This is a genomic window from Latilactobacillus sakei, assembly GCA_002953655.1.
Lineage (GTDB): Bacteria > Bacillota > Bacilli > Lactobacillales > Lactobacillaceae > Latilactobacillus > Latilactobacillus sakei_A.
Window position 1 is genome coordinate 1,359,312 of sequence record CP025839.1, and the last position, 25,527, is coordinate 1,384,838.

Genomic DNA, 25,527 nt, shown 5'->3' on the forward strand with positions numbered 1-25,527 from the left:
AAGATTAAGATTATTTCATCATACCCAATGTTACGCCACCGACAATGACTAATAAACACCCAAGGGTGACATACACCATTTCTTTTTTCGTTTTCCGTTCACCCAAGAGGTAGATACTACCAATTGTTGAGATGATAATCCCACATTGTGAAAGTGAATAACTGATGGCAAGACCGATATCTGACATTGAAATCAACATGAACAAGTTCCCTAAGCCCCATAATAGACCAGTACCAATGTTCAAAACTGTTTTCTTATCAAAGACTGCTTTACCAATACCAACACCAGCAAAGATAGCGGCGCCGATAAACATCCCAATTGCTTGTGGTAAGACAATGGTTGTTGCACTAATCCCTGACCAGTTAACAATGATTGTGTAACCACCATAACCGATTGTTGAAAGAATCAAGGCCCGGAAGCCACGTGCTAATTGTGTGTCTTCTTTAGCTGCTAAACTACTCTTAGGATCTTTCATGGATGTCAATGTTGCACCAGCAATCAAGATTACTAACGCGATAATCCCAAAGACGTAGTCGTGTGTTGTTTTCCATTCATGGAATAACAAAGCACCCGCTAAAGTGTTTACAATCAATTGCATCCCTGTTGACATTGGCACTGTCTTAGAAACACCCATTGCTTGCATTGATTGGAACTGTTGTCCTTGACCAATGCTCCAAAATAACCCGGAAATGATCCCGATTACCATGATAAATAAGTTTAACTGAGGCTGGATTACTAAAAAGGTACCGATTCCAAAAACCAGCGCACCGATTGTCATCCCAAAAGTTTGTTGATAAGCGTTACCACCTAATTTACCACTTACCAATCCGATACTACCCCAAGCAAGTGCTGGGATTAATGCAATTAAAATAGCCATTTTTAAATTCCTCTTCTTCTCTAAAGTACAAGAATCCATTATACAGACAAACGCAATTGATTTCTAGAGGGAAAACGGCACCATTAAGCGCATTCTAAAATGGTCTGTTTATTTAAAAGTGACAGTACCAGCAATGTTACCGGTTACCATTTTTTTGCGTATAGGTTAAATTTTTTTTACTTTTTTTTAGTAAACCCGCTAACCTTTTTTAGTAAACCCATTAACCTATTCTTCTGACACAATTAAAAAGGTATCGAAGCGTCATAATTTAACTTCGATACCCGCAATTTAATGTTTTAAAATTCGAACCCCTTTGTATAAGGTCACTCCAATTATCGCACCGATTGTATTAAAGATTAAATCATCAATATCGGCCATCCCGGTCCCTAAAATAAACTGGGCGGTTTCAATCCCTAATGAAAATAACGCGCCTTCGACAATCGTTAACAACCAAGTTCCCTTCCGATCTGTCAATGAACCGCGCAACCACCCAAACGGGACAAACCAAAGAATATTACCATAAAAGTTATACCAATAGTCTAACTGTGCTGGTGCATTCCGTAACTTAAACGTCTCCACAAACGGTGTTAAATTAATTTGCGTTAACGAGCGATTAATGTATAGGTGCATCTGCCAAGGATAATAAATATGACGTAACACTGTTAATGATAGTAGTAGACATAGATAAAAAACAAAGGTAAATAGTTTCAACTCATATTTAAATTGAATCCGTCTTTTTTTTAAGCCTAAGTATAATAAGCGGAGCCCAATAAAAATTAAACAATATAAAATTGTTTTATCCAAACTTTCTACCGTTAATTTAATTAAGGGTAGATGATTATATTTTGACCCCCAAGGGAGAATAATATTGTCATAAAGACCACCTAGAAATAACAAATAATAACCTCACTTATCCAACCAATTTAATTCATTTCATGTATAACGCCTTATCTCTTATTATATACACTTTGCGTCATAATTGGATAGTCAGACATCACAACTAAAGTGAATCTTAAACTTCTTACTAGAATCCACCTCACGTCGGAGGAGAGATTTTAAGAGCTATGCTATAATGGTGTGATTAGTTACCAATATAACGCGTCATAAGGAGCCATTTAATGAAAGTTTTATTATATTTTGAAAGCGAAAAATTATTAGCTAAATCCGGGATCGGTCGTGCATTAGACCATCAAAAGCGCGCCTTAACAGCAATGGGCATCGACTACACACTTGATCCCAACGATCCAGATTATGATATCTTACATATTAATACATACGGTTTGAATAGCCGGCGAATGATTAAAAAAGCACGTCAGGCTGGCAAAAAGGTGATTTATCACGCCCACTCCACTGAAGAAGATTTCCGCAATTCTTTTGTCGGTTCCAACCAACTTGCACCGTTGGTCAAACATCGTCTTATTAGTCTCTATTCAAAGGCGGATCATTTAATCACCCCCACACTTTATTCAAAATCACTTCTACAAGGTTATGGCATTCAAGTACCGATTGCCCCTATTTCAAACGGGATTGATCTCGCCAAGTATCAAACAACACCGGCCAAAAAACAGGCTTTTAGAGCTTATTTCAATTTAAGACCGGATCAAAAAGTCGTTATCTGTGTGGGACTCTTCTTTCAACGTAAAGGCCTACTCGATTTTGTTGAAATTGCCAAGCAACTACCTGAATACACCTTCATCTGGTTTGGCGATGTGCCAATGTACAGTATCCCGCGCAATATCCGCTTGATTGTTAAAAAGGACCATCCTGCAAATGTCCGCTTCCCAGGTTACATCAAAGGCGACATTATCGAGGGGGCTTATGCCAACGCTGATTTATTCTTCTTCCCTTCTTATGAAGAAACCGAAGGCATTGTTGTGTTAGAAGCCCTTGCCAGTCATCAAAAAGTTTTGGTACGCGATATTCCAGTCTACCACGGTTGGCTCAAAGATCAACAAAACTGTTATATGGGTACCGATAATGCGCAATTTAAGCAATTAATTCAAGCAATCATTGAACAGCGCGTTCCCGACTTAACCGAAGCGGGTTATCAAACCGCTGAATCTAAACAGATTACCGCAATTGGCCGTGAATTAGCCGCCGTCTATCAGCATGTCTTAAACCCTGATGAATCAAATCCCATTTACACGCAAATTATGCAGCCTACCTTAAAACTTTAAGTTTCCGTTTAAATCATGTCATGCACTTTGCGCTGGCTTCATTTGGGCGGTAAAATAAGTCAATGACGCGCTTTAGATTGATTTTGAAAGGATGTCACATTTCTTGAAACTCACAAAACTGAAACAATTTATGGCCACTAAGCTTGGCTTTTTAAGCCTATTAGTCTTTTTATTTTGGGTTAAAACTCTGTTTGGTTATTTCACCGATTTTAACCTCGCAGCAAGCGATCCCCTACAAATGGTCATTTTATTCTTCAATCCGCTTGCGACCACCCTACTGGTTCTAGGGATTTTGCTATATATTAAACAGCCAATTGTCAGCTATTGGACCGGTCTAGTAATTTATACGGCTAACACGGCGCTCTTGTATTTTAATGTCATTTATTACCGACAGTTCACCGATTACATGACGATTAACACCATTCTAGGCTATTCGAAAGTTTCGGCAGGCCTCAGCAAGAGTTCGTTAGCCCTAATGAACTGGCACGATGCACTCTACTGGCTAGACATTATCGTTTTAGCCGTTTTAATCCTATTAAAGGTCATCAAGATTGATCACCGCCAATTCCCTAAACGGTGGGCATTTAGTATCACGTCCTTAGCCGTTTTGTTATTCGGTGTTAATCTTGGTCTGAGTGAAATCAGCCGGCCGCAGATTCTCTCACGGACTTTTGATCGGAACTATATTGTTAAATACCTCGGTATCGACACTTTTACCGTCTATGATGCGGTTAAAACCACCCAGAATAATCAAGTACGGGCCCAAGCCGAAAGTTATGACTTAGACCCCGTCTTAGATTTCACCAAGCAACACTATGCCGCCCCCAATGCTGATTATTTTGGTGCTGCTAAGGGTAAAAATGTGATTGTTATCCATCTCGAAAGTTTCCAACAATTCTTAATTGATTTCAAATTTGAAGGTCAAGAAGTCACACCATTTTTAAATAGTCTCTATCATAATCAAAATACATTGGCCTTTTCCAACTTCTTCAATCAAGTAGGCCAAGGTAAAACCAGTGATGCCGAAAACATGCTTGAGACCGGTGTTTACGGATTACCTCAAGGTTCAGTTTTCACGACCCTTGGTTCCGACAATACCTTCCAAGCAGCACCTTCAATTCTCAAACAAAATGGCGATTATACCAGCGCTGTTTTCCACGGGAATGTTGGGACGTTCTGGAACCGGAATAATGTTTATAAAAACTTTGGTTATAACTATTTCTTCGATTCTAGCTATTTTAATACAAGTCCTGATAATGTCTTGCAATACGGCCTCAAAGATAAGCTCCTTTTTGGCCAATCGATTAAATATCTAGAACAATTACAACAACCGTTCTACACTAAATTCATCACCGTTACCAACCATTTCCCATTCCCACTGCCCAAAACAGACGGTGATTTCCCACGAGCAACAACCGAAAATCCAGCTGTCAATAACTACTTTGCAACCGCGCATTATCTCGACCAGTCACTTGCTGAATTTTTCAATTATTTGAAGAGTGCTGGCCTCTACGATAAATCGATGATTGTGTTATATGGCGATCATTACGGTCTTTCAAACTCCGATAATAAAGCTTTATCCGGCGTTTTAGGTCGCGATTATGATACTTGGACCGATAACGATAATGCGCAATTACAGCGCGTCCCTTACATGATTCATATGCCTGGCTTGAAAGGTGGGGTTCAAACCCAATATGGTGGTGAAATCGATGCCTTGCCAACCCTATTGCATTTATTAGGCATCAACAGCCAGAATTATGTGCAATTTGGCACGGATCTCCTTTCCAAACAACACGATCAAGTCGTCGCCTTCCGGAATCACAACTTCGTCACACCAGATTACACGGTATTAGACGGCACTATCTACCAAAATCAAGATGGTACAGAAGTGACTCAACCAACGGCTAAGTTGCAAAAACAAGTTGCTAAATGGCAAAAACAAGTCAATCATGAACTCAGCCTCTCAGATTCAGTGAATGAGAAGAATCTCCTCCGTTTTTACACACCAACCGGCTTCAAACCGGTTGATCCAGCTGATTATAATTATCAAACCGGCTATCAACAACTCGTCGACATTCAAAATAAGCTAGGCACTAAATCAACAAGTGTGCTTTCCCAAAACAAGGGTAAATCAACAGTGCCATTATTTAAAACAGATGCCCCTGAGTTAGCGGATGATCAATCTAGCTTAACTGAAGTCCCTAAAAGTAAAGCTTTAAAAGATAGTGCAACTACCGCAAGTAGCAGTAGCTCAGAAGCCAGTCAATCAGCAGCTGAATAGTCTTAAACAAAAAGCGTCATTCCGCATATGGAATGACGCTTTTTTATGTTTAACGCGTTAATACTTGTTTCTTAAAACTCTCAAAAACAGATTCTTGTACCGTTGTGAAGATGATAATTAATTTATTATCAGCCGCAATCTTACGCACATCATTTAATAATTGGCGTGCATCGCTTGGTGCTAGTTGATCCAAATAACTTGCTAGTACAAAAACCTGCTGTTGGTTCGCTAACCCCCGAATAAATTGGATCCAGAACTGGTCGATGGGTTTTAAGGCACTCCCCAGTGTTGTCCGAACCTTCTTGACATATTGATTAGTCAAAGTGCTAATTACCGACTGGTCGGCATCTTTAGGTAATAATAAATTATCCCACCCCGATAAGAATGGTAAAATTTTAGGTTGGGCATAATCAATCGTAAAAGGCTGTTGTGGTAGCTGTAAGCCCGTCTTTAACAACTCTGGTTGACTGAAATAAATCTGACCGGCTCTTAAAGGTTGTTTATTTAACATACCGACTCACCTCTTGCATATTTTTTCTTAAAGCGGCTAACTTGAATTCCGCTAATTATTAGAACCGGTACTCCTAAGCTAATGACCGCTTGCCATAGTTGTCCAAAAATCTGATTAGTTAATGTTTGTTTACCATTATTATGAAGAGTCGGATTTAAAAGTGAATGACTGCTAAAGTCCGTCAAATGATTCTTAAAAAGTGGGTTTAATGTTTTAGGCGCTTTTTGCATGGTCTCTAATGGTTGGTGCCAGTAATGATTGACTGCTTCTAAGCCCCGCCAGAACGGCTGATTAACAATTAGTAACAAAAAGCTAACTGTTAAAATGGCGAAAAATAACAGACACAACGCGGTTAACCCATAATACAGGGTAACTTTTGTTCGCGTCCAATTTGCGCTGAGAAAAGTTTCAATATCACGTGCCAAAATTTTAAATGCCACCCAGCTAATGATTACCGTGCTAATGACACCCACTATTAGCAATAAATAATAAGCGATTTGATACCGTCCTAACACGATTTGATTAGCATGTAGAAGGTTTTTTACCGGATAACCAGCTGCCACTTTTTCAGCCGCTGTAAAATGAGCCAATTGGCTTTTAAGTTGAGTCAAGTTATGTTGTTCTAACCGAATCAAGCCCAAGATTATCATAGCCAAGCCTAGAAATAGGCAATCTAATAGATAAATCGCTAGTGACTGTCGCCAATAATAACGAATATTGGCCGGAATCGATTTCAAGAAAAACATAGACTCACCTCCTAATAGAAACAGTGTAAAGCTAAAGTGTGAAAAAAATATGAACTATCTGGTAAAAAAATAAAAAAGTCAGTATAAAAATATTTTATACTGACTTCTCATTATCATTTAAATGATTCTTTAGTTTGAATTTGAACAACTATCCCATACAGAATTGCTGTGATTAACATAGCGATAAATGTTGCACCGGTATAAGCGTGCACGATTGCGAATTGGTTCAAAATTAAATAACTGATAACGCCGACTCCCCAACTAAACATCGCTGTTAAATGGTAGCCTTTTGTGTACCAATATGGCCCAGCAATCGTATTAAGCGCGTCCACTTGATATTGTCGCCGTCTAATCCAAAAATAATCGACTAAGAAAATGGCAATCTCTGGTCCTAAGAACATTCCAATACTGTCTAAGAAAGTTTCAAAAGTCGTCAAAAATGAAGCGACATAAACTGGGATAAAAGTCACAACCGTTGCCAACAAAGTGACACACCAGAGTGCTGGCGTTAACTTGAGCTTTGGAAAAATATTAGTGAGCGCCGAACCAGCAGCCATTAAATTAACGGCATTCGCGGTCGTACTGGTAATTACAATCACCAACAAGGCCAAAACGCCGAGTCCTAATTTGGCAGCAATCGTACTTGGATCAGCATTATTAGGATCAAAGTGATTCAACGTAATCGCAGTCGCAATTGTCGCTGTCAAACCAATGAAGGCAAACCAGAATAAGCCGATATTCGCGCCTAGGAATGAATAAACCGTAGCGGCCTTCTTACGCTTAGCAAAGCGGCTAAAGTCAGCAGCTGCTGTGACCCACGCTAAATTAAAGGCCGCCAAAATATCGATGGCCCGGCCAGCTTCCAGACGAAACTTGGTAGCTGGCAGCCAAGCCACCAAATCTTTAAATGGCACCATTTTAAAAACAATAATTGATTCCCAAGTCACTAGGATAATCACGAGTACAATCCCAATCCGTTCGATCCAACGAACAGATTTTTCACCTAACGAAATGCTGATAAGATGCAAAATCGACATGATAATGATCCCCACGACTAGGCTCAAACGGTTCGTAGTGGCATCATTGCCCGACCAGCCCATAATTTCTTTCAAAATAAAACTCACAGAAGTCGCCGCAATGTAGGTATTGACAGCTGCCCAACCGATGAACTGCACCACGTTAATCAGTGATGGTAAGACTGAACCTTTGACGCCAAATGAAGCACGTGTTAAACCCATTGCACCCACGCCTGTTTGGTAGCCCATATAAGAAGCAAGCGCTAGTAAGATATAGGATAAACAGCCGATGGCAATCAACAATGTGGAGCCTTGAATAAGACCGGTTGCGGCAATAATCCCGCCGATGTACCACGTCCCATTATTAGCGTTGGCACCTATCCAGGTGGCGAATAAATCCCAATCACCCATCGTTCTTTCAGACTTAGCGACTGAGTGAATCGTGTGTTGTTTTGCCATATTATCTCCTCCAACTTCGACCATCACAAACAAAAAAGGCCCACTCCAAAACAGAGCGAGGCCATAGTATCCCGATAGTCGCTCCTTTGTCAGCCTCTCTGGACTGCACTTAAAAGGAATTATATTTATAAGCATTGTATTAAACCTACTTGCCAAAGTCAACCCAGTATTGTTATACTCACTATTAAAAAATAGCGAGGATGGATTCAGATGCTTATTCAAAACGTTCATATCGAGAACCAGACAGCCTTAAAATCAATTAGAATTGAAAACGGTCTTATCACAGCGATCGAATCCCATCTTGAGCCCCAACAAAATGAAAAAGTAATTGATGGTCAACAACAATTAGCACTCCCACCGTTTGTTGACCCCCACGTTCATCTCGATTCAACACTAACCGCCGGACAACCAGAATGGAATGAATCCGGCACACTTTTTGATGGTATTCGAATCTGGTCTGAGCGTAAAAAAACATTAACGCACCAAGATGTTAAAGAACGGGCCCTTAAAGCCCTTAAAATGCAGGCTAGTCACGGCGTCCAATTTGTTCGCTCACACGTTGACGTTACCGATCCTGAATTGGTCGCTCTTAAAGCGCTGATCGAGGTCCGTGAAGAAGTGAAGGACTGGATGACATTGCAACTGGTTGCCTTCCCCCAAGAAGGGATTCTCTCCTTTCCAAACGGTAAGGCACTAATGACTAAGGCCGCTCAACTAGGGGTGGATGCCATTGGTGCCATCCCCCATTTCGAATTCAATCGAGAATACGCTGTCGAATCCTTAAAATTTGCCTTTGAATTAGCCCAAGAATATGATTTATTATTCGATGCGCACACTGATGAAATTGATGATCCTAATTCACGGAGCCTCGAAACAGTCGCCACACTCGCCCTAGAAACTGGCATGAAAGATAAGGTAACAGCTTCACATACAACGGCAATGGGCTGTTACAACGATGCCTACATGTATAAGCTAATGCGCTTATTAAAAATGGCCGACCTTAATTTTATCGCTAACCCTTTAGTTAACTTATTTTTGGGCGGGCGTTTTGACACCTATCCCAAACGTCGTGGCCTCACCCGGGTCAAAGAATTAACCGCTAACGGCTTGAATGTTGCGTTTGGTGAAGATGATATTCAAGATCCTTGGTATCCGATGGGCGATGGTAACATGTTAGATGTCCTCCATGCCGGTTTACATGCTACACAAATGATGGGTTACACCGAAATCATGAACGCTTACCGCTTCATTACCCATAACGGCGCGCGGGCGATGCACGTCACTGATCAATATGGCCTTGAAGTTGGAAAACCTGCCAACTTCATCTTAATGGCTAGTGATAATTTCTATAACGCACTTAATCAACGAGCCGCTGTTACGCTATCAATCCATGCTGGTCGTATCATTAGTGAAACCCAACCAGCGACTACTCAGTTATTTATTTAAAAGCTAAAAAAACGCAACCTTATAGGCTGCGTTTTTTGTTTGCGTAATTATTAATTAGCATCAGTTGTGACTGTTTCGTCTGGGAAAGTTAATGTAAAGGTTGTCCCTTGATCCGGTTCGCTTTGAACCTCAATAGTCCCATGATGCAATTGGACTAGTTGATGGACAATCGCTAGACCCAAACCAGACTCGCCGTATTTGGTATTCTTCCGGGAAGGATCAGCTTTATAATACCGTTCCCAAATATTCTTAACTTGCTCAAGGGTCATTCCAATCCCCGTATCACTAACCGTCAGAATGGTTTCGTGGAAACCAGCTTCTGCGGTGACTGTAATCTGGCCATCACTAGTAAATTGAATGGCATTTTGTATGATATTAAACATGACCTGAACAAAACGATCGTAATCAGCATAGATTGGTACCTGTTCTTGGGCTTCAAGTACGATGGTATCACCGGCATCCGCCGCCTTTTTCTGGAGTTGTTCTTGAATATTTTGCAAAGCTTCTACCGCATTAAATGTTTGTTGATTCAATTTAATTTGGTTCGTTCGAATCTTTTCATAATCCAAGTTTTCATTAACCAAACGAATTAAACGATTGGTTTCATTTTGCATTAACGAAATACTCTTTTCTCGCATTTCTTCTGGAATGGCATCGTAGGCTAAGCCTTCCAATAGCCCCTTCACCGTCGTTAATGGCGTCCGCATTTCGTGTGCAGCATCGGCCATAAACTGACGACGGCGATCTTCTTGCCGCTTAATTTCGGCCTCAGATTCATTCAGCGAGTGGACCATTTCGTTAAAATCTGTTGCCAAATCATCCAGCTCATCCTTACCAGGATTATCGATATGCACATCAAAATCCCCTTCAGCAACCAGATGGGTCGCATTTCGTAAGCGACTAATCCGATAAATCTGGTAGCGCGCTAAGACGTAACTGAGTAAGATCCCACCAATCGTCGAAAGTAAGAAGGCAATCAATAAGTTCTTGCGCATCGTTACTAAGCCCGACTTAACATTTTTGATGGAAGAACCCACGCCAATGACATAAATCAACTTATCATTATAGAAAACTGGTTTAAAAACAACCAGTTGATCTTGATCATTGTTAAATTGCCGGGAGTCCTTGCGCATACTAAGCCGTTGGACCTGCCCCTTCTTTAGATATTGCCAATACTTTTTCTTAATCGAAACGTTTGTATTAGGTGCTGGGTAGACCATTTCATTTTGCGCATTAAAAAAGTTAAAGCTAACTCGTTGTTGCGACAGGATGGCTTGGCTATCATCAATAAACTGTTTGGATAACGTTGCTTGTGCGCCCTGTTTGAACGCTTCACGTTCAATAACTGATGCGTAACCTTCCAACTGATCCCAAGTATTATTATAAGCCGTCTTGGTTGAGTACTGCGTAAACGCAATGCCAACAATCACGATGGTCGTCATAATAACCCCAAAAAAGGCCAGCATCCACTGATAAATCAGTTTCATTAGCGCTTATTAACCGCTGAATCATCAAATTTGTAGCCGACACCCCAGACCGTCTGGATCACTTGGGGACCAACCTTTTCGATCTTTTGACGGAGTTTTTTAATATGGGCATCGACTGTTCGTTCATCACCAAAATATTGGTAATCCCAAACAAGTTCTAACAGCTGCTCGCGTGAGAAAACTTGACGGGGATTCTTGGCTAAAGTCTTCAATAAATCAAATTCTTTGGGCGTGAGGTCCAAAATTGGTTCGTCCATTAAATAGGCCTCGCGCGTCTTAGAACTCATTTTGAAGTGATCCGTTTGTACATCATAATCAGCGTTATCAGTTTCTTCAGATTGCGCCTCTTCAGCAATGACTTGCTCATCAACTAATTCAGCACGACGATGAAGCGCCTTAATCCGAGCAATCAAGGTAATCGGACTAAAAGGCTTGGTCACATAATCATCCGCACCCAATTCGAGCCCTAAGACCTGATCACTCTCTGAATCACGGGCCGTTAACATAATAATCGGTACCACTTTAGATTGTTCACGAATCTTTTGGGCGACTTGCATCCCGTCCATCCCCGGTAAGTTCAAATCTAACGTAATAATATCCCAACTATCAGGCTCAACACTAAATTGTTCCACCGCTTCATTACCATCATACGCAAAGTGGGCATCCCACGCTTCTTTTTGAAAGAACATGCCCATCATTTCAGAGACCGACTTATTATCTTCAACCATTAATATTTTCATTAGAATTCCTTCTCTTTTGTGTGATTATATTCTTATTATACAGTATCTTAACCAATGGCGGATGAATTAAATATGAAGAAGCTATGAAATTTACACCCCATTGACGCATCTTGACACGCTTGTTAAAATTAATTTATAATTTAAGTGCTTTATACGCAAGTCAAAAATTAATTTCTACCCCGTCACTAGTCTTTTATAAAATTAAATCTCCTGTAAGCTAGGGCTTAACCAATTGGTTAGGCCCTTTTTTAATGGCCCATCAGATTATAGGAGATGGTCAACTTGATCGAACACGAAGTACTTTTATTCAAAAACCTGAAGATTCTTCAAGATTTGAAGTTTATGATTTACAAACGAACTACACCAGCAATCGACTTTCATTGCTTTGGGATTCTCTACCTCGAAGTCAAGCAACAAAAGATTGACCTCGCAGCAGAATATCAGGCTTTAAAAGGTGACCATTCATTGGACGAAATTGCTCAGACGATCGTTAATCACTATCAGCTATCGTAGTTTTACTCGGAGGTATATCAATCAAGTGCATGAACCATTTAGTCATCTTTCAAACCAGAAGGACGTTTATTTGCATGCCTGCTGAAACCATGCTAGCATGGAGTTTATTACGCTATTAGGAGGCACTTATTTTGACCTATAAAGGACTTGTATTTTTTGATCTTGACGGGACACTTTACAATGAACACTCTCGCGTGGACCCAGCAGTCGCCATCGCTGTTAAACAATTACGCGCCAATCACTACCTCCCAATCATTTCAACTGGCCGCTCACCACTTGAAATTCAAGAGGCGCTAGCAATCACCGGTATTGACTCGTTCATCGCATTAAACGGCAGTTATATTCAATTTGAAGGCCAACCAGTTTATCAAGGAACGATTCCAACTAAGACGATTGAAAAAGTAGTTACAATCGCCAAAGAAGCTGGCGAAGCAGTCGCCTTTTATGATGAGCAAGCCATCCGAATTACAAATATCACACAAGCTGCCAAGGATGCCTATGCTGAGGTCAATGCGCCATTACCAAGCGTTGATCCAGAATATTATTTAAACCATCCAATTGAAATGTTATTAATTTTGACGAACGATAACGATGCCGCTTATGCAACGGACGAGTTAACGTTCTACCGGAACACGCCTTATTCCATCGATACGGTTGAAAAGAACGGTTCTAAACAAACTGGGATTAAGCGGCTACTCGCTTCTCAAGGATTAGAAAGCCTTCCGACTTACGCTTTTGGTGACGGTCGTAATGACATTCCAATGCTCAGCTACGTCGATTATCCAACAGCCATGGGCAACGGGATTCCAGAAGCCAAGGCCCAAGCCAAATACATCACATCAGCAAACGTAGACGGCGGCATTATTGAAGGCTTAAGACACTGGTCATTAATCTAAATAACAACTAACACTTTTTTTAATCATTTAAACACCTTTCCGTTTGCACGGCATGGTGTTTTTTTATTGCTTATCCCTATTGACTGTTTGCTCCTTCACAGCTTACAATAATAACTATTTACTACTAATAAACGGTTAATCAAAGGAGTCCTATTATGTCCAAACATTCTTTATTTGCTAAAAAGAAAATCGATGCGAGCCAATTTAAAAATGGCTTACTTGAACGAAACTTAACCGCAGTTGGCTTAACTGCGATGGGGGTTGGTGCCGTCGTAGGGGCCGGTATTTTCATCACACCCGGAATCATTGCCGCTAAGTATGCTGGGCCAGGGGCAATGTTATCTTACTTATTAGCGGCCGTCGTTTGTGCACTGGCAGCCCTTTGTTATTCTGAATTTGCTTCCACTATTCCACTAGCTGGTAGTGCCTACACTTATGTCTACACCGTCTTTGGCGAACTAGTTGCTTGGATTTTAGGCTGGGCATTGGTTTCGGAATATTTATTTGCAGTTGCTTCGGTTGCAGTTAGTTGGTCAGCTTATTTTCAAAATTTAATGGCCGGCTTTGGGCTTCATTTACCAACTGCGCTTTCGGCAGCGTGGGAACCTGGAAAACCAGCTGGCGTTAACTTGATTGCTGGCATTGTCGTTTTAATTGTCGGCTTCTTACTCTCAAATGGTATGCGTGAATCAACTCGGATTAATACCATCATGGTCGGCGTTAAGATCGCCGTCATTGTCATTTTCCTCGGCGTTGCTATTTTCTACGTTAAGCCAGCTAACTTCCACCCATTCCTCCCTTATGGCGCATCTGGTGTCTTATCTGGTGCTGCCCTAGCCTTTTACGCTTATATTGGGTTTGACGCTGTTTCAACAGCCTCTGAAGAAGTTATTAACCCCCAACGTGATATGCCAATCGGAATTATCGCCTCATTGTTGATTGCTTCATTATTATATGCCGCTGTCGCAACCGTATTAGTAGGTGTTGTTCACTATACAAAATTAAACGTTGGTGATCCAGTGGCCTTCGCACTGCAATTGATGCATCAAAACTGGGTGGCTGGGATCATTTCATTAGGTGCGGTAGCCGGGATGACAACTGTTTTACTCGTAATGACTTACGGTGGAACCCGGTTAATCTTTGCAATGAGCCGTGATGGTTTATTACCAGCTGTCTTTGCTAAGATTAATCCTAAAACCCACGTGCCAGTTGCCAATACTTGGATTTTCGCAGTCGTTACCAGTGTCGTGGCTGCCCTCGTACCCCTTGATAAAATTGCCGAATTGGTTAATATCGGCACGCTCTTTGCCTTTGCAACGGTTTCATTAGGCGTCATCTTCTTAAGAAGAATTCCAAACTACAATGAGTTACCTCAAGGTTTCAAAGTGCCACTCTATCCAATCGTACCAATCCTTTCGTGTATCCTCTGTGTCCTCTTAATGACACAACTGCAAATAACAACTTGGATTGTCTTTGTCATCTGGCTCGTTATCGGATTGGTGATTTACTTTAGTTACAGCTATCACCATAGTCAACAAAGAATGTAGGGTATCAAAAAAAGCGTAACACCCAATTGATTATTGAGGTGTTACGCTTTTTTTATGCGCATACTATATTGTATTAAACGTTCAAAAAATATACCTAAACTCAACAAATCAGCGGTTCCACCTGGGCTAAGATGTGCTTCAATTAACTCGGTATCTAATTGTCGTAATTTACGCTTAACTAGTAGCATATTATCTGTTTCTTGCAAAATGACGGTGGCTGCTTTTTGTACCATTTGCCAGCCGTCAATGCCACCACGATGAACAAGATTCATATCCTGAACCTCAGTCATCAACGTCAACATTAATATTAAGTGGCGATCATCTTCTGGAAGCATCCTATATTTTTGTAAGGTTGGTAAAGCAACATATTCAAGCGATGGATACCCAGCTTCCGCTTCACCACGAATCCCTGTAAATCCGTATTCTACATAAAGTTGCTCACCATAACTAAGCTGTACTTTACTTGCAATTTGACTAAAATCTCGACTAACAAGGCCTTTAGTCATATCACGAACAATCGCAAAGACGGGCTTAAAATTTAGGTTGACTAACTCAGACAACGTTAACGTCTGACTAGCACGTCCTATTGCACCTAAAATCAAAGCATAGGAAAAATTAGCCCCTTTATGCGTATTGATTTGGTTCGTTGCCAGTAACATCTGATTTTCGGCTTCTTGACCAATTTGTCGTAATGCCAAGAAAAGCTGCTGTTCAGAAGTGCTTTGATAACCGGCTTCGATATAAGCTACCAGATATACTTTTAAAGCAGCAATACTCTTTAAGAAAAGCGGATAATCCATATCGTCATGGGCGCCATTTGAATCTGGGTCAACTAATCCTGGCTTAGGTGCTAATTGCACTTCTGAAACTAATGATTGGTATGCAAGTATCGCAATCGCTTTTAAATCACTATTCAAGATGACGATGCCTCATTTCCTTAACTATAAAATCTAATGAATGATTCAAATGCTCATGGGTAATTAAGTTAATTTGGTTAATATCCTGATTCAACATACCACGATAAATTAACCAATGTTCTGCTAATGCTAAATCACACCTATCAGTGCTTCTAATACAAATATCTCGGAAATAAATTAAATATGCTTGTAACTCAACCGCAATTGTTTTTAACCGGTACATTTGACTCTTATCATAAATAAACTGATTGAATTCAGAAAACTTTTGTAAAACGGCCGTTACATCGCCTGCTTCATTCAAATGATTAGTTGCTAATAACAATTGATTTAACTGTTCAAACTCATCCGTTGTCATTAACCGCATTGCTTGACGTGTTGCTAACGCATCCAATTCTTTACGAATTGCATAAATTTCATAGGCATCCTTCACAGAAATCCCCTTAACAATAACACCAATGCCGGGTTTTCTAATCACTAAATCTTCATCGGCTAATCGTTTTAACGCATAGCGAATTGGTGTCCGGCTGATATTCATCATCTCTGAAAAGTATTTCTCATTAATTCGGACCCCGGCAGGAATATCTCCTAGAATAATCGTTTTCCGAAGAGCCTCATAGATTAATTCTTTGATGGGTCGATTTTGTGAGAGATCAAGATTCTTAGCGACTGCATTAACGATTTTATCCATGCCAATACATCCTTCTTATTTTTAGCCTCATTATATACTAAATTACTTAGCACTTGTTAACTACAAAAATAAAACGTCCATTTAAAATTCTGTCTCAAATTTGATTTCGATTTTTTGAACTGGTACATCATAGAAACGATCTTCACGACGCCCCAAGAAATCACGCGCCTGTTCTGGAAATAGTGCATATATCAAAACATCCTCAATATTATGTGCATATTGTTGAATCTCTTTTTCAAATTCAGGTAATTGCGATGCTAATAAATCAGCTGGCCGTTGTGTAATAGGCTGTTGGTCGCCAATAATCTTAGTAACCATTTCCGGTTTAATAGCTACTGGCGGATGACCATATAATCCTTTAACATAATCCTTAATTTCGTTAGGTACCACTTGGTAGCGTTGACCAGAAACAATATTCATTAATGCTTGAGTCCCCACCATTTGTGATAGCGGTGTTACCAATGGCGGGTAACCTAAATCTGCGCGCACTTTAGGGATTTCTTCCAACACGTCTTGATACGCATCCGCCATATTTTGGGCCTGTAATTGTGCTAATAGATTAGAAAGCATCCCGCCTGGTACTTGATAAACAAGTGCCTTAGGTTGAATATCTTTTACTTTTGGATTAAGGATGCCTTCTTCTCGAAAACGATCTCGAATGGGTGCGAAGTAGTCAGCCATTTCTGATAGTTTAGCTTGGTCTAAATCAACTTCATAACCTAAATTTTGTAAACTAATTAACATTGACTCAGTTGCTGGTTGACTAGTCCCGCCAGCAAATGGTGAGATTGCTGTATCAATAATATCAGCCCCAGCCTCAACCGCTTTAAGATAGGTCATTTCTGCAATACCACTTGTTGCGTGAGTGTGTACTTCTAAAGGTAAATCAACCTCTGCCTTTATTTTAGTAACCAGATCAAAAGCCGTTTGAGGTGTTAAAATACCAGCCATATCTTTAATACAAATTGAATCGGCACCCATATTAGCCATCTTAACGGCTAATTCGACATAATAAGGTACGGTATGAAAATCGCTTGTTGTATAAGCAATCGCTAACTGTGCATGCCCACCGTATTTCTTGGTTGCTTTTAAAGCTGTCTCCAGATTACGAGTATCATTCAAAGCGTCAAATAAACGAATGATATCAATCCCATTCGCTAACGACCGCTCGATAAAACTTTCAACAACATCATCAGCATAATTTTTATATCCTAATATATTTTGGCCCCGTAATAACATCTGTAGTTTCGTATTTGGTACTTGTTTACGAATTTGCCGTAACCTCTCCCAAGGATCTTCATTTAAATAACGAATGCAAGCATCAAAAGTTGCGCCACCCCAAACTTCGAGCGCATGATAACCCACTTGATCCATTGTTTTCAAGATCGGTAGCATATCCGCAATTGGCATTCTAGTTGCAATCAGGCTTTGCTGACCATCTCGTAAAACAGTTTCCGTTATTTCTACTTTCCGATTCACCATCTAGCATCCCAACCTTCTTCGATTATTTGTTCAATTTTTAGTTGGACTTCTAACAGACCATGCTGCCGTGAACGACTACAATTTTTCGCATCTTGACCACAAACTAGGCAGGTTCGTCTTGGTGCCCCTAAAGCCCCGCGACTAACTTGTACTAATTGTTCCGGTCCCCAATATAAGACATCCAAGTCCCAAATTGCCCCTAAGGGATTGCCTTGCTCAAAGCGAATCATCTCTTGCTTAATCTGTTTTGGCGCGATATCTAAAACAAAATAGAATTCCGGACCAGTTATTGCTTCAAGCTTAATGAGTTGGTCAACAAGTTTGTCCTTATATTGCTTTTGAATAGTCTCACAAAATTGCTGAACCAGTCCTTTTAAATTAGGTCCGGTTTTTATCGGACCCGGAATCCGCATCGTACCGCACAGTAAAGTCGCTTCTGGATATTTTTTAAGCAATCTTGTTTGATTAACAACCCGCTGCTCACGCGCTGTTAACATCTGACCTAAATCGATAGCTGGACCTGTTAGTTGCCGGAATTCAGACATTTTTGACCACATCGATCAATGTGCCATCACGGTATTCAATTAAAGCCACTGGTCGATCCCCATATTTAATAGGTGCCGGTTCACCTGTGATTGCATAAGCTTTTTCCTTTAAGGTTTCGATTGTCAGTTGTGGGATTTTACTATCTTTAAAAGCAGCAATTAAATCCGTTCGTAGTGGATTTATCGCAATCCCAAGTTCGGTAACGACCACATCAATGCTGCTACCAGGTGTAACCACCGTTGTCACTTGATCAACAATCGTTGGAATTCTTCCTCGAACGATTGGCGCAATCACCATACTCATCTTGCAAGCTGTACTTGTATCTGAATGGCCACCTGACGCGCCTCTCAATACACCATCTGAGCCGGTAATCACGTTCACATTAAACTGCGTATCAATTTCTAACGCTGATAAAATCGCAATATCCAATTGGTTAATTACTGCACCTTTGCTCAAAGGTGAGGCATACATGGCAGCGTCAATTTCGTAATGTTCACTATTTTTACCTAACGAAATCGCTGATGGATGATCAAAATCTTGAACATCAATTACTTTCTCTACTAAGCCATCTTCTAATAGTTCTGCCATTGCATTCGTAATACCGCCTAAGACAAAACTTGCTTTAATATTTTGATCAATCATTGCCTGTTTTAAAAAGCGGGTCACTGCTAGTGCTGCCCCACCTGTTCCAGTTTGAAATGAAAAACCATCTTTGAAATAAGTTGATTCTGTAATCATTTTAGCCGCATACTCAGCAATTAATAGTTCCTTAGGATTCTTCGTAAAACGAGTTGCTCCTTTAGCGATACCCTCTGGATCGCCAATCGCATCAACTTCAACAACATAATCCACTAATGTTTGCGGAATACTGATTGGTGTATTAGGATAAGGCATCAAACTATCAGTGATGATTACCACCTGATCTGCATATTGTGCATCAACCATCGCATAACCTAATGAGCCACACGTTGTTTTACCCTTCACACCATTAGCATTACCATACTCATCGGCACTAGGTGCACCTAAAAAGGCTACATCAATATGAATATCCCCCCGTTCGATTGCTCTAGCACGGTCCCCGTGAGAACGAATAATAACGGGATCAGCTAGAATACCTTCTGAAATTGCCGCACCAACTTTATCACGCAATCCGCTAGAGGTAACGTGGGTCACAACACCTTGTTTAATATAATCAATTAATGGTTCATGTACATTTGCAATGGAACTCGGTGCAATTGCAAGATCCTTAATGCCCATTTTAGCAATTTCAGCTAATACCATATTCATGATATAGTCGCCTTCTCTAAAATGATGATGGAATGAAATCGTCATACCATCTTTCAAACCAGTTTGAATAATCGCATCATGAATACTTGCTAATAGCTTACTATCTCGTGGTTTAACCGGATGTACTTTTTTAGTAGCACGTTGATAATCTTTAATGTTGGTTAATTCGCCAGCATAAACGCCATATTGGTTTGCATATTGGTCTGGAATATCCCGACCGACTTGATTAATCGTCATTATTTTACCTCCATATTAGCTGCTTTTGCCATTGCTAAAACGCGATAAGCGCGTTCAACAATTGGTTTATCAACCATTTTACCGTTAATCGCAATTACACCAGAGCCCTTTGATTCTGCTTCTTCAATTGCGGCTAATACTTCTTTTGCGTTTTGAATCTCAGCTTGCGTTGGTGCATAGATTGCATTAATAATTGGAATTTGGCGTGGATTGATAACAGATTTTCCGTCAAATCCTAATTGTTTAATGAGACTTGCTTCTTGTCGTAAGCCGTCTTCATTATCAACATCTGAATAAACAGTATCAATCGCGGCAATCCCTGCTGCACGTGCTGCATGTAAAATATAATTTCTAGCAAAAAACAACTCTTGACCATCTGGATAACGTCTTGTTTTTTGACTAGTAACATAGTCTTCGGCCCCAAGTGCAATCCCAATCATTCGGTTTGAAGCGATAGCAATTTCACGTGCATTTAATACCCCTTCAGCTGATTCAATCGCAGCCATCATTTTAGTTGTCCCAACTGGTATTTGATAGTGTCTTTCAACTGATTCAATCGCAGCATCTACAGCTCTGATATCATCGGCTGTTTCAGTTTTAGGTAGTCGAATAACATTAATACCGCCTAAAATCATGGCTTCGATATCCTGACGACCACCACTAGATAATTCATTAATTCTAACAACAGTTTCAACACTCTGATAATCAAATGTCTTTAAAGCTGAGTAGACTAACAAGCGTGCTGAGTCTTTTTCCTTCATTGAAACAGCATCTTCTAAATCAAACATAATCGAATCTGCACCATATAAAATTGCATCCCGTAACATTGCAGGGTTAGCACCTGGTACAAACATCATTGTTCTTCTTAAGCGATCCATTTGTTAATCTCCTCCCAATCGTAATCTTCTTTACCTAGGCCGCGATAAACAGCAACAATGGTTCTGGCCTTAATCGTACAATCCAAAGCACCTTTATCAACTGCATCTACCGTAACGTTTGTAATCTCAAATTGCTTTAATACGGATTCAATCATCGTTCTAATCTGTTGACCAAACTGTTTTTCAACATTACTTTGTAGTTTAATTTCTAAACCTGTCTTATTGGGACTTAAGGTAATCATAATATCACTTGATTCCATCGTCCCCGCTGTTGCAATTTGCTTTAATTCCATTAGCCCTAACTCCCTTTCAAAATTGTATAAGTCTGTTGTGGTACTAATTTTTGAACCGTTTCCCAATCATCCTGCTCAATCGCGGCCCGAACGCGAGTTGCACTAATCACCGTGCCATCTTGTGTGAGCCTTGGGATGATTTTTAGTTTAAGTTTATTCCCAAAAACGGCCATCATTTGTTCATTATAAATTTGCGTTACTGGCGATAAAGGTTCTTCACCCACCCAACGCGTTTGAATTGATAAAATAGGTGCAATAATTTCTAGAAATAAAGTGGCATCAACTTTAGCTTGTACCTTAGCAATATCTTGATTCGCTTTTTCCTTTAAAAAATAAGTTGGAAACGTCATATTGGAAACAATATAGTTATCGGTTGGCAATACCACGATCTTAGGATTATCTTGCGTCACTTGACGAACAATCTCAAGGCGTGTCGCTTCTGAAAAAGTCGAGCGATTCTCAGAAACGACAAACAGATATAGCACATCACTAGCGGCAGCCGCTGTTTCAATCAAATATTGATGTCCCAGAGTCAGTGGATTAGCGTTCATTACAATAGCGCCTATCCGCCGGCCTTCTCTTTTGGCAGTTAGTAATTTCTGACGATAGGTGTCAATATTAGGAAAACCTCGTTCCAAAACAACAACAGTATCTGTTTTTACAATGACTTTAAATCCTAATGATTCAAAATAGACAGCTGTTGCTGGTTTTGTATAAACAAAACTATGATATTTTTGAAGTTCTTCCAGGTAAGTCAACAGATCTTGAACCACTAATGCTAGTAAATTCTGGGACTGTTGGTTATTCTTAATCGCAACACATTTGATGATATTGTCATAAACTGAGCCGGTGGCGATCAATTCTTCACCTTCAAACAAACCAACCGTATAATCAACTTGCCAATCCGCCGTTAAACCAGATTCATTTAATAGCACTTGCCATTTTTGCGCTTCTTCTTGATTAATCGTTAACCAAATCCGTTTACTCGTTACCATTTTTAATTAACCGGGAAGAACTTGATTAATAATTTAGCTGCGACGAAAAGGATAAAAAGTACTAGAAAAACGCCACCCATTCCGAATATCATTAGTTCTAAAGCTGTTTCTAGATTAGTCCACATTAAGCTTCTCCTCCTAGCTGAAAAATGATAGTAATAACCCACCAGCAATTACTGAGGCAATTTGTCCTGAAACATTTGCACCAACTGCATACATTAATACAAAGTTTTTAGGATCTTCTTCTGATGCCATTTTCTGAATGACTCGACTTGACATTGGAAATGCCGAAATACCAGCGGCACCAATCATCGGATTAATTTTTTCTTTTCTAAAGATATTCAATAACTTAGCGAATAACACACCACCCACTGAATCCATAATGAATGCGACTAAACCAAACGCAATAATCATTAATGTTTGAACATTCAAAAATAAACCAGCTTGCATCTTAACTGAAATTGTCAACCCTAATAAAATACTGACAATATTCACTAATTCATTCTGAGCCGTGTTGGATAACCGATCTAGTACACCACATTCTCGCAATAGATTGCCAAACATTAAGAAACCAACTAACGGTAATGAAATTGGTGCGATAAATCCAGCCAAAATAGTGATAATGATTGGGAATAAAATTTTAGTCATTTTTGAAATATTTTCTGCCTTATAGGTCATGCGAATCTGACGTTCTTTTTTAGTCGTTACGGCTTTAATTGCCATCGGCTGAATAATGGGCACTAAGGCCATATAGGAATAGGCCGCAACTGTAATTGGTCCCAGTAACTTCGGCGCTAATTGATTAGAAACAAAGATGGCTGTTGGCCCATCCGCCGCACCAATAATACCAATTGAAGCCGCTTCTTGAATATCAAATCCAAACAACACAGCGACAACAATGGTGAAGAAAATCCCGAACTGAGCGGCTGCACCAAATAACAACATAAATGGATTCTGTAGTAACGGCCCAAAATCAATCATTGCACCAATTCCGATAAAAATTAGTAACGGAAATAATTCGGTATTAATACCAGCATTGAATAAAACATCTAGAACGCCTTCTGTTTTGGAACCACCCACAACTTGTGTTAAAACCCCAGTCCCCGGGAAGTTAACGAGTAACGTTCCTAAACCCATCGGTACTAGCAAGGTAGGCTCGTATTCTTTTTTAATCCCTAAATACATCAATAAACAACCAATCAGCATCATCACAATTTGACCGATTGTAATACTTGTAATGCCTTGCACTAAGGCTGCCATAATAAGCCCCCCTACTTAATCGTAATTAATGCATCACCTGCATTAACCGATTGATTTCGTTCTACAAATATTTCTGATACTTGACCTGAGCGATCAGCAACGATTTCATTTTCCATTTTCATTGCTTCTAAAACCAATAATGGTTGATTTTCAACGACTTGATCACCTGGCGTCACTAGTATTTTGATAACAGTTCCGGGCATTGGTGCTGCCATCGCATCAGCACCAGCTGACGCTTGATTCACAGCTGGTTGACTCTCTGTTTTTTCTTCAGATGCCGGTGCTGCTGGTTGCTCTACAGCTTGTGTGACTGGTGCCACCGGTGTTGGTGTGCCGCCAATTTCTTCCATTTCAACTAAATATTCTTGACCATCAATTGATATTTTAAATTTTCTTAACATTACGCTTCCTCACTCACTCTCTTTTTAATTGAACGTACAACGTATTGTTGCTGTTCTTGTGTCGCCATCAAACAACTGGCAATCATGCTAACCCGTTTTGCCTCTGGATTAGGCACTAGTAATCGCCGAACAATAAATTGGCTCTTGGGATTTTCGCCACTAGCAATACTGGTCGCAATTAATATTACCTGTGGATATGCCTTAGGATTAACCGAGACGTATTTAGGTACCGTTAGCCATTCTTCTTTTATAGATTCTTCTGGCTGTTTAAGCGGTTCAGATACCGGTTGTTTTTGCTTTTTGAACCAACCAAACATCTCATCATCTCTCCTTTCAATTAAGAATGTTTAATGTTGTGGAATATAAAGTGGCATATGGCCTGATAAAATAATTGTAATCACAAAGATGACAAACACCCCTAACGCATATTTAGCGGCTTCTTTTTGCCATTGCCCCATATCTAATCCTGTTAATCTTAATAATAGATAGATAAACGCAACCAATGGGCTGAGTAGATGGAATGCTTGACCCATTAATGAGGCTAAAGCCATATCCATATTACTGAAACCATATGCACGCCCCGCCTGTGCTAGAACCGGTAATACCCCAAAATAAAAACCATCATTTGAGATAAAGAATGCACCTGGTGCAGAAATAACAGCAATGACTAAGCCCCAGAAACCGGCTAATTGGTGCGGAATAATCTGAGTAAAGCTTTGTGCCAATGCTTCAGCCATTCCAGTTCCTTGGAATAATCCCATGAAGACCCCGGCTGCAAAGACAAGGATAACAACTTGAACGGCGTCCCCACCATTTTCACCAATTCGTTTAGATTGATCCTTTAAAGATGGATAGTTAACCATTAATGCAATACATGTCCCAACAAGGAATAGTAGTAATGGTGGCATTTCAATCGCTGAGATAAATGACCCTGCAACTAACCAACCAATTAAGACAATTGTCAAAATACCATTAAAAACAAAATTCTGTGGGCGACGCATTTTTTGAACTTCTGGATCAGTGACAGCCGTCATTTCTTCAATTTCAGCGTCTGTTAATTGCTTAACACCTAATCGTTTACGTTCTTGACGTCCCATATGTGGTGCAACGTAGAAAATAACGTAGGCTAATGCTAAAATCATCCCTGGTGCTAGATAGGCTAAAATACTAGCATCAACATTTAAAACGGCCATTGCTCTAGCCGTTGGTCCGCCCCAAGGCAGTAAATTCATGATCGTATTTTGTAAAATAACTAAAACACCTAAGTTCATTAGTTTCATATCAAGTTTTTTGTAGATTGGAATAAAAGCAGAACAACAGATTAAAGTAGTTGTTGTCCCATCCCCATTTAGGGAAACGGTTGCCGCAACAACGGCTGTTGCAATTAAAACTTTCATCGGATCACCTTTAGCGAAGTGAATCATCTTCTTAGTAATCGGATCAAACAATCCCGCATCTAACATAATTGAAAAATATAAAATTGCAAATAATAACATAATACCGGTGTTCGCTGTAGTTTTGATACCTTCTAATACGAAATCACCCAAAGTTCCTTTTTTAGCAACACCTGTCAGCATTGCAACAATAGCAAAGATTAGTGGAATAATAACTAGTGCTGTGAAAGGTGACATTTTTTTCTTCATGATAATATACATAAAAACAATAATCATAGCATAAGCAATAATAGTTAATAGCATGTTCTAACCTTCTTTACTTTATATTTTGTCTTTCATTTCGGAATCCCTATCATCATAATAGCCTGTTATAAAACGCAATGAAAGTGCTTACAATATAAAGAACAATTAAAAAACAATCGTTAGAAATATCAAATAAAAGAGGTATTAATA

The 25,527-nt window shown here is 39.9% G+C and carries 25 protein-coding genes; 6 read left to right on the forward strand and 19 right to left on the reverse strand.

Going from position 1 to position 25,527, the window contains the following annotated elements:
- Positions 1–10 precede the first annotated feature (10 nt).
- Both C0213_06760 and C0213_06765 read right to left on the reverse strand, forming a co-directional pair.
- Complete coding sequence (locus C0213_06760) at positions 11–877, reverse strand: glucose transporter GlcU (GenBank protein AUX12128.1); 867 nt, start codon at positions 875–877, stop codon at positions 11–13.
- Positions 878–1,165: 288 nt separating this feature from the next.
- A complete protein-coding gene (locus C0213_06765; protein AUX12129.1) occupies positions 1,166–1,774 on the reverse strand; it encodes a VanZ family protein in 609 nt (202 codons plus the stop codon).
- 221 nt (positions 1,775–1,995) lie between these two features.
- Here C0213_06765 and C0213_06770 point away from each other — a divergent pair, with 221 nt between their 5' ends.
- Both C0213_06770 and C0213_06775 read left to right on the forward strand, forming a co-directional pair.
- Positions 1,996–3,054 (forward strand): glycosyl transferase family 1, encoded by a 1,059-nt coding sequence (locus C0213_06770; GenBank protein AUX12130.1) that lies wholly within the window; start codon positions 1,996–1,998, stop codon positions 3,052–3,054.
- Positions 3,055–3,157: 103 nt separating this feature from the next.
- Complete coding sequence (locus C0213_06775) at positions 3,158–5,335, forward strand: alkaline phosphatase (protein ID AUX12131.1); 2,178 nt, start codon at positions 3,158–3,160, stop codon at positions 5,333–5,335.
- Positions 5,336–5,384: 49 nt separating this feature from the next.
- On the opposite strand, the gene C0213_06780 is transcribed toward C0213_06775, so the two are convergent.
- The 3 genes from C0213_06780 to C0213_06790 all read right to left on the reverse strand — a co-directional run bounded on the left by C0213_06780 (position 5,385) and on the right by C0213_06790 (position 8,067).
- Positions 5,385–5,846 (reverse strand): hypothetical protein, encoded by a 462-nt coding sequence (locus C0213_06780; GenBank protein ID AUX12132.1) that lies wholly within the window; start codon positions 5,844–5,846, stop codon positions 5,385–5,387.
- Positions 5,840–6,592 carry a hypothetical protein gene (locus C0213_06785; GenBank protein AUX12133.1) on the reverse strand — a complete coding sequence of 251 codons (753 nt, stop codon included), beginning with the start codon at positions 6,590–6,592 and terminating at the stop codon, positions 5,840–5,842. Before C0213_06785 ends, C0213_06780 begins: the two co-directional genes overlap by 7 nt.
- Positions 6,593–6,705: 113 nt before the next feature.
- A complete protein-coding gene (locus C0213_06790) occupies positions 6,706–8,067 on the reverse strand; it encodes a hypothetical protein (protein ID AUX12134.1) in 1,362 nt (453 codons plus the stop codon).
- 210 nt (positions 8,068–8,277) lie between these two features.
- Here C0213_06790 and C0213_06795 point away from each other — a divergent pair, with 210 nt between their 5' ends.
- Entirely contained in the window at positions 8,278–9,513 is a 1,236-nt protein-coding gene (locus C0213_06795; protein AUX12135.1) for a cytosine deaminase, read from the forward strand.
- Positions 9,514–9,563: 50 nt separating this feature from the next.
- On the opposite strand, the gene C0213_06800 is transcribed toward C0213_06795, so the two are convergent.
- A complete protein-coding gene (locus C0213_06800; protein AUX12136.1) occupies positions 9,564–11,000 on the reverse strand; it encodes a two-component sensor histidine kinase in 1,437 nt (478 codons plus the stop codon).
- Entirely contained in the window at positions 11,000–11,740 is a 741-nt protein-coding gene (locus tag C0213_06805) for a DNA-binding response regulator (GenBank protein ID AUX12137.1), read from the reverse strand. The genes C0213_06800 and C0213_06805 overlap by 1 nt, the downstream gene beginning before the upstream one ends.
- Positions 11,741–12,022: 282 nt before the next feature.
- Here C0213_06805 and C0213_06810 point away from each other — a divergent pair, with 282 nt between their 5' ends.
- From C0213_06810 to C0213_06820, 3 genes are all read left to right on the forward strand, one after another.
- Positions 12,023–12,253 (forward strand): hypothetical protein, encoded by a 231-nt coding sequence (locus C0213_06810; protein ID AUX12138.1) that lies wholly within the window; start codon positions 12,023–12,025, stop codon positions 12,251–12,253.
- Positions 12,254–12,384: 131 nt separating this feature from the next.
- The gene (locus C0213_06815; protein AUX12139.1) at positions 12,385–13,149 is read left to right on the forward strand and encodes a Cof-type HAD-IIB family hydrolase; all 765 of its coding nucleotides are present in this window, start codon (positions 12,385–12,387) and stop codon (positions 13,147–13,149) included.
- Between the two features lie 155 nt (positions 13,150–13,304).
- Positions 13,305–14,696: an amino acid permease gene (locus C0213_06820; protein AUX12140.1), complete on the forward strand. Its 1,392-nt coding sequence runs from the start codon at positions 13,305–13,307 to the stop codon at positions 14,694–14,696.
- 41 nt (positions 14,697–14,737) lie between these two features.
- On the opposite strand, the gene citG is transcribed toward C0213_06820, so the two are convergent.
- The 12 genes from citG to C0213_06880 form a co-directional block, all read right to left on the reverse strand.
- Positions 14,738–15,592 (reverse strand): triphosphoribosyl-dephospho-CoA synthase CitG, encoded by an 855-nt coding sequence (citG, locus tag C0213_06825; protein AUX12823.1) that lies wholly within the window; start codon positions 15,590–15,592, stop codon positions 14,738–14,740.
- Between the two features lie 13 nt (positions 15,593–15,605).
- Positions 15,606–16,301 carry a GntR family transcriptional regulator gene (locus C0213_06830; GenBank protein AUX12141.1) on the reverse strand — a complete coding sequence of 232 codons (696 nt, stop codon included), beginning with the start codon at positions 16,299–16,301 and terminating at the stop codon, positions 15,606–15,608.
- 81 nt (positions 16,302–16,382) lie between these two features.
- Positions 16,383–17,783, reverse strand: coding sequence for an oxaloacetate decarboxylase (locus tag C0213_06835; GenBank protein ID AUX12142.1), 1,401 nt, complete (start codon positions 17,781–17,783; stop codon positions 16,383–16,385).
- Positions 17,777–18,340: a citrate lyase holo-[acyl-carrier protein] synthase gene (gene citX / locus C0213_06840; GenBank protein ID AUX12143.1), complete on the reverse strand. Its 564-nt coding sequence runs from the start codon at positions 18,338–18,340 to the stop codon at positions 17,777–17,779. Before citX ends, C0213_06835 begins: the two co-directional genes overlap by 7 nt.
- Positions 18,321–19,853 carry a citrate lyase subunit alpha gene (gene citF / locus C0213_06845; protein ID AUX12144.1) on the reverse strand — a complete coding sequence of 511 codons (1,533 nt, stop codon included), beginning with the start codon at positions 19,851–19,853 and terminating at the stop codon, positions 18,321–18,323. The genes citX and citF overlap by 20 nt, the downstream gene beginning before the upstream one ends.
- Entirely contained in the window at positions 19,853–20,731 is an 879-nt protein-coding gene (citE, locus tag C0213_06850) for a citrate (pro-3S)-lyase subunit beta (protein AUX12145.1), read from the reverse strand. Before citE ends, citF begins: the two co-directional genes overlap by 1 nt.
- A complete protein-coding gene (gene citD / locus C0213_06855; GenBank protein ID AUX12146.1) occupies positions 20,719–21,024 on the reverse strand; it encodes a citrate lyase ACP in 306 nt (101 codons plus the stop codon). Before citD ends, citE begins: the two co-directional genes overlap by 13 nt.
- 5 nt (positions 21,025–21,029) lie before the next feature.
- Positions 21,030–22,019 carry a [citrate (pro-3S)-lyase] ligase gene (citC, locus tag C0213_06860; GenBank protein AUX12147.1) on the reverse strand — a complete coding sequence of 330 codons (990 nt, stop codon included), beginning with the start codon at positions 22,017–22,019 and terminating at the stop codon, positions 21,030–21,032.
- Between the two features lie 138 nt (positions 22,020–22,157).
- Positions 22,158–23,279 (reverse strand): sodium ion-translocating decarboxylase subunit beta, encoded by a 1,122-nt coding sequence (locus C0213_06865; GenBank protein ID AUX12148.1) that lies wholly within the window; start codon positions 23,277–23,279, stop codon positions 22,158–22,160.
- Between the two features lie 11 nt (positions 23,280–23,290).
- Positions 23,291–23,680: an acetyl-CoA carboxylase biotin carboxyl carrier protein subunit gene (locus tag C0213_06870; protein ID AUX12149.1), complete on the reverse strand. Its 390-nt coding sequence runs from the start codon at positions 23,678–23,680 to the stop codon at positions 23,291–23,293.
- Positions 23,680–23,997 (reverse strand): hypothetical protein, encoded by a 318-nt coding sequence (locus C0213_06875; protein ID AUX12150.1) that lies wholly within the window; start codon positions 23,995–23,997, stop codon positions 23,680–23,682. Before C0213_06875 ends, C0213_06870 begins: the two co-directional genes overlap by 1 nt.
- Positions 23,998–24,027: 30 nt before the next feature.
- Positions 24,028–25,377, reverse strand: coding sequence for a citrate transporter (locus tag C0213_06880; protein AUX12151.1), 1,350 nt, complete (start codon positions 25,375–25,377; stop codon positions 24,028–24,030).
- Positions 25,378–25,527: the final 150 nt, after the last annotated feature.

Bases quoted from the DNA above. Each gene is read 5' to 3' on its own strand.
- C0213_06760 (AUX12128.1), bottom strand. From the start codon at position 877: ATGGCTATTTTAATTGCATTAATCCCAGCACTTGCTTGGGGTAGTATC.
- C0213_06770 (AUX12130.1), top strand. From the start codon at position 1,996: ATGAAAGTTTTATTATATTTTGAAAGCGAAAAATTATTAGCTAAATCC.
- C0213_06780 (AUX12132.1), bottom strand. From the start codon at position 5,846: ATGTTAAATAAACAACCTTTAAGAGCCGGTCAGATTTATTTCAGTCAA.
- C0213_06785 (AUX12133.1), bottom strand. From the start codon at position 6,592: ATGTTTTTCTTGAAATCGATTCCGGCCAATATTCGTTATTATTGGCGA.
- C0213_06790 (AUX12134.1), bottom strand. From the start codon at position 8,067: ATGGCAAAACAACACACGATTCACTCAGTCGCTAAGTCTGAAAGAACG.
- C0213_06795 (AUX12135.1), top strand. From the start codon at position 8,278: ATGCTTATTCAAAACGTTCATATCGAGAACCAGACAGCCTTAAAATCA.
- C0213_06800 (AUX12136.1), bottom strand. From the start codon at position 11,000: ATGAAACTGATTTATCAGTGGATGCTGGCCTTTTTTGGGGTTATTATG.
- C0213_06805 (AUX12137.1), bottom strand. From the start codon at position 11,740: ATGAAAATATTAATGGTTGAAGATAATAAGTCGGTCTCTGAAATGATG.
- C0213_06820 (AUX12140.1), top strand. From the start codon at position 13,305: ATGTCCAAACATTCTTTATTTGCTAAAAAGAAAATCGATGCGAGCCAA.
- C0213_06830 (AUX12141.1), bottom strand. From the start codon at position 16,301: ATGGATAAAATCGTTAATGCAGTCGCTAAGAATCTTGATCTCTCACAA.
- C0213_06835 (AUX12142.1), bottom strand. From the start codon at position 17,783: ATGGTGAATCGGAAAGTAGAAATAACGGAAACTGTTTTACGAGATGGT.
- citX (AUX12143.1), bottom strand. From the start codon at position 18,340: ATGTGGTCAAAAATGTCTGAATTCCGGCAACTAACAGGTCCAGCTATC.
- citF (AUX12144.1), bottom strand. From the start codon at position 19,853: ATGACGATTAATCAAGTCGGTCGGGATATTCCAGACCAATATGCAAAC.
- citE (AUX12145.1), bottom strand. From the start codon at position 20,731: ATGGATCGCTTAAGAAGAACAATGATGTTTGTACCAGGTGCTAACCCT.
- citD (AUX12146.1), bottom strand. From the start codon at position 21,024: ATGGAATTAAAGCAAATTGCAACAGCGGGGACGATGGAATCAAGTGAT.
- citC (AUX12147.1), bottom strand. From the start codon at position 22,019: ATGGTAACGAGTAAACGGATTTGGTTAACGATTAATCAAGAAGAAGCG.
- C0213_06865 (AUX12148.1), bottom strand. From the start codon at position 23,279: ATGGCAGCCTTAGTGCAAGGCATTACAAGTATTACAATCGGTCAAATT.
- C0213_06870 (AUX12149.1), bottom strand. From the start codon at position 23,680: ATGTTAAGAAAATTTAAAATATCAATTGATGGTCAAGAATATTTAGTT.
- C0213_06875 (AUX12150.1), bottom strand. From the start codon at position 23,997: ATGTTTGGTTGGTTCAAAAAGCAAAAACAACCGGTATCTGAACCGCTT.
- C0213_06880 (AUX12151.1), bottom strand. From the start codon at position 25,377: ATGCTATTAACTATTATTGCTTATGCTATGATTATTGTTTTTATGTAT.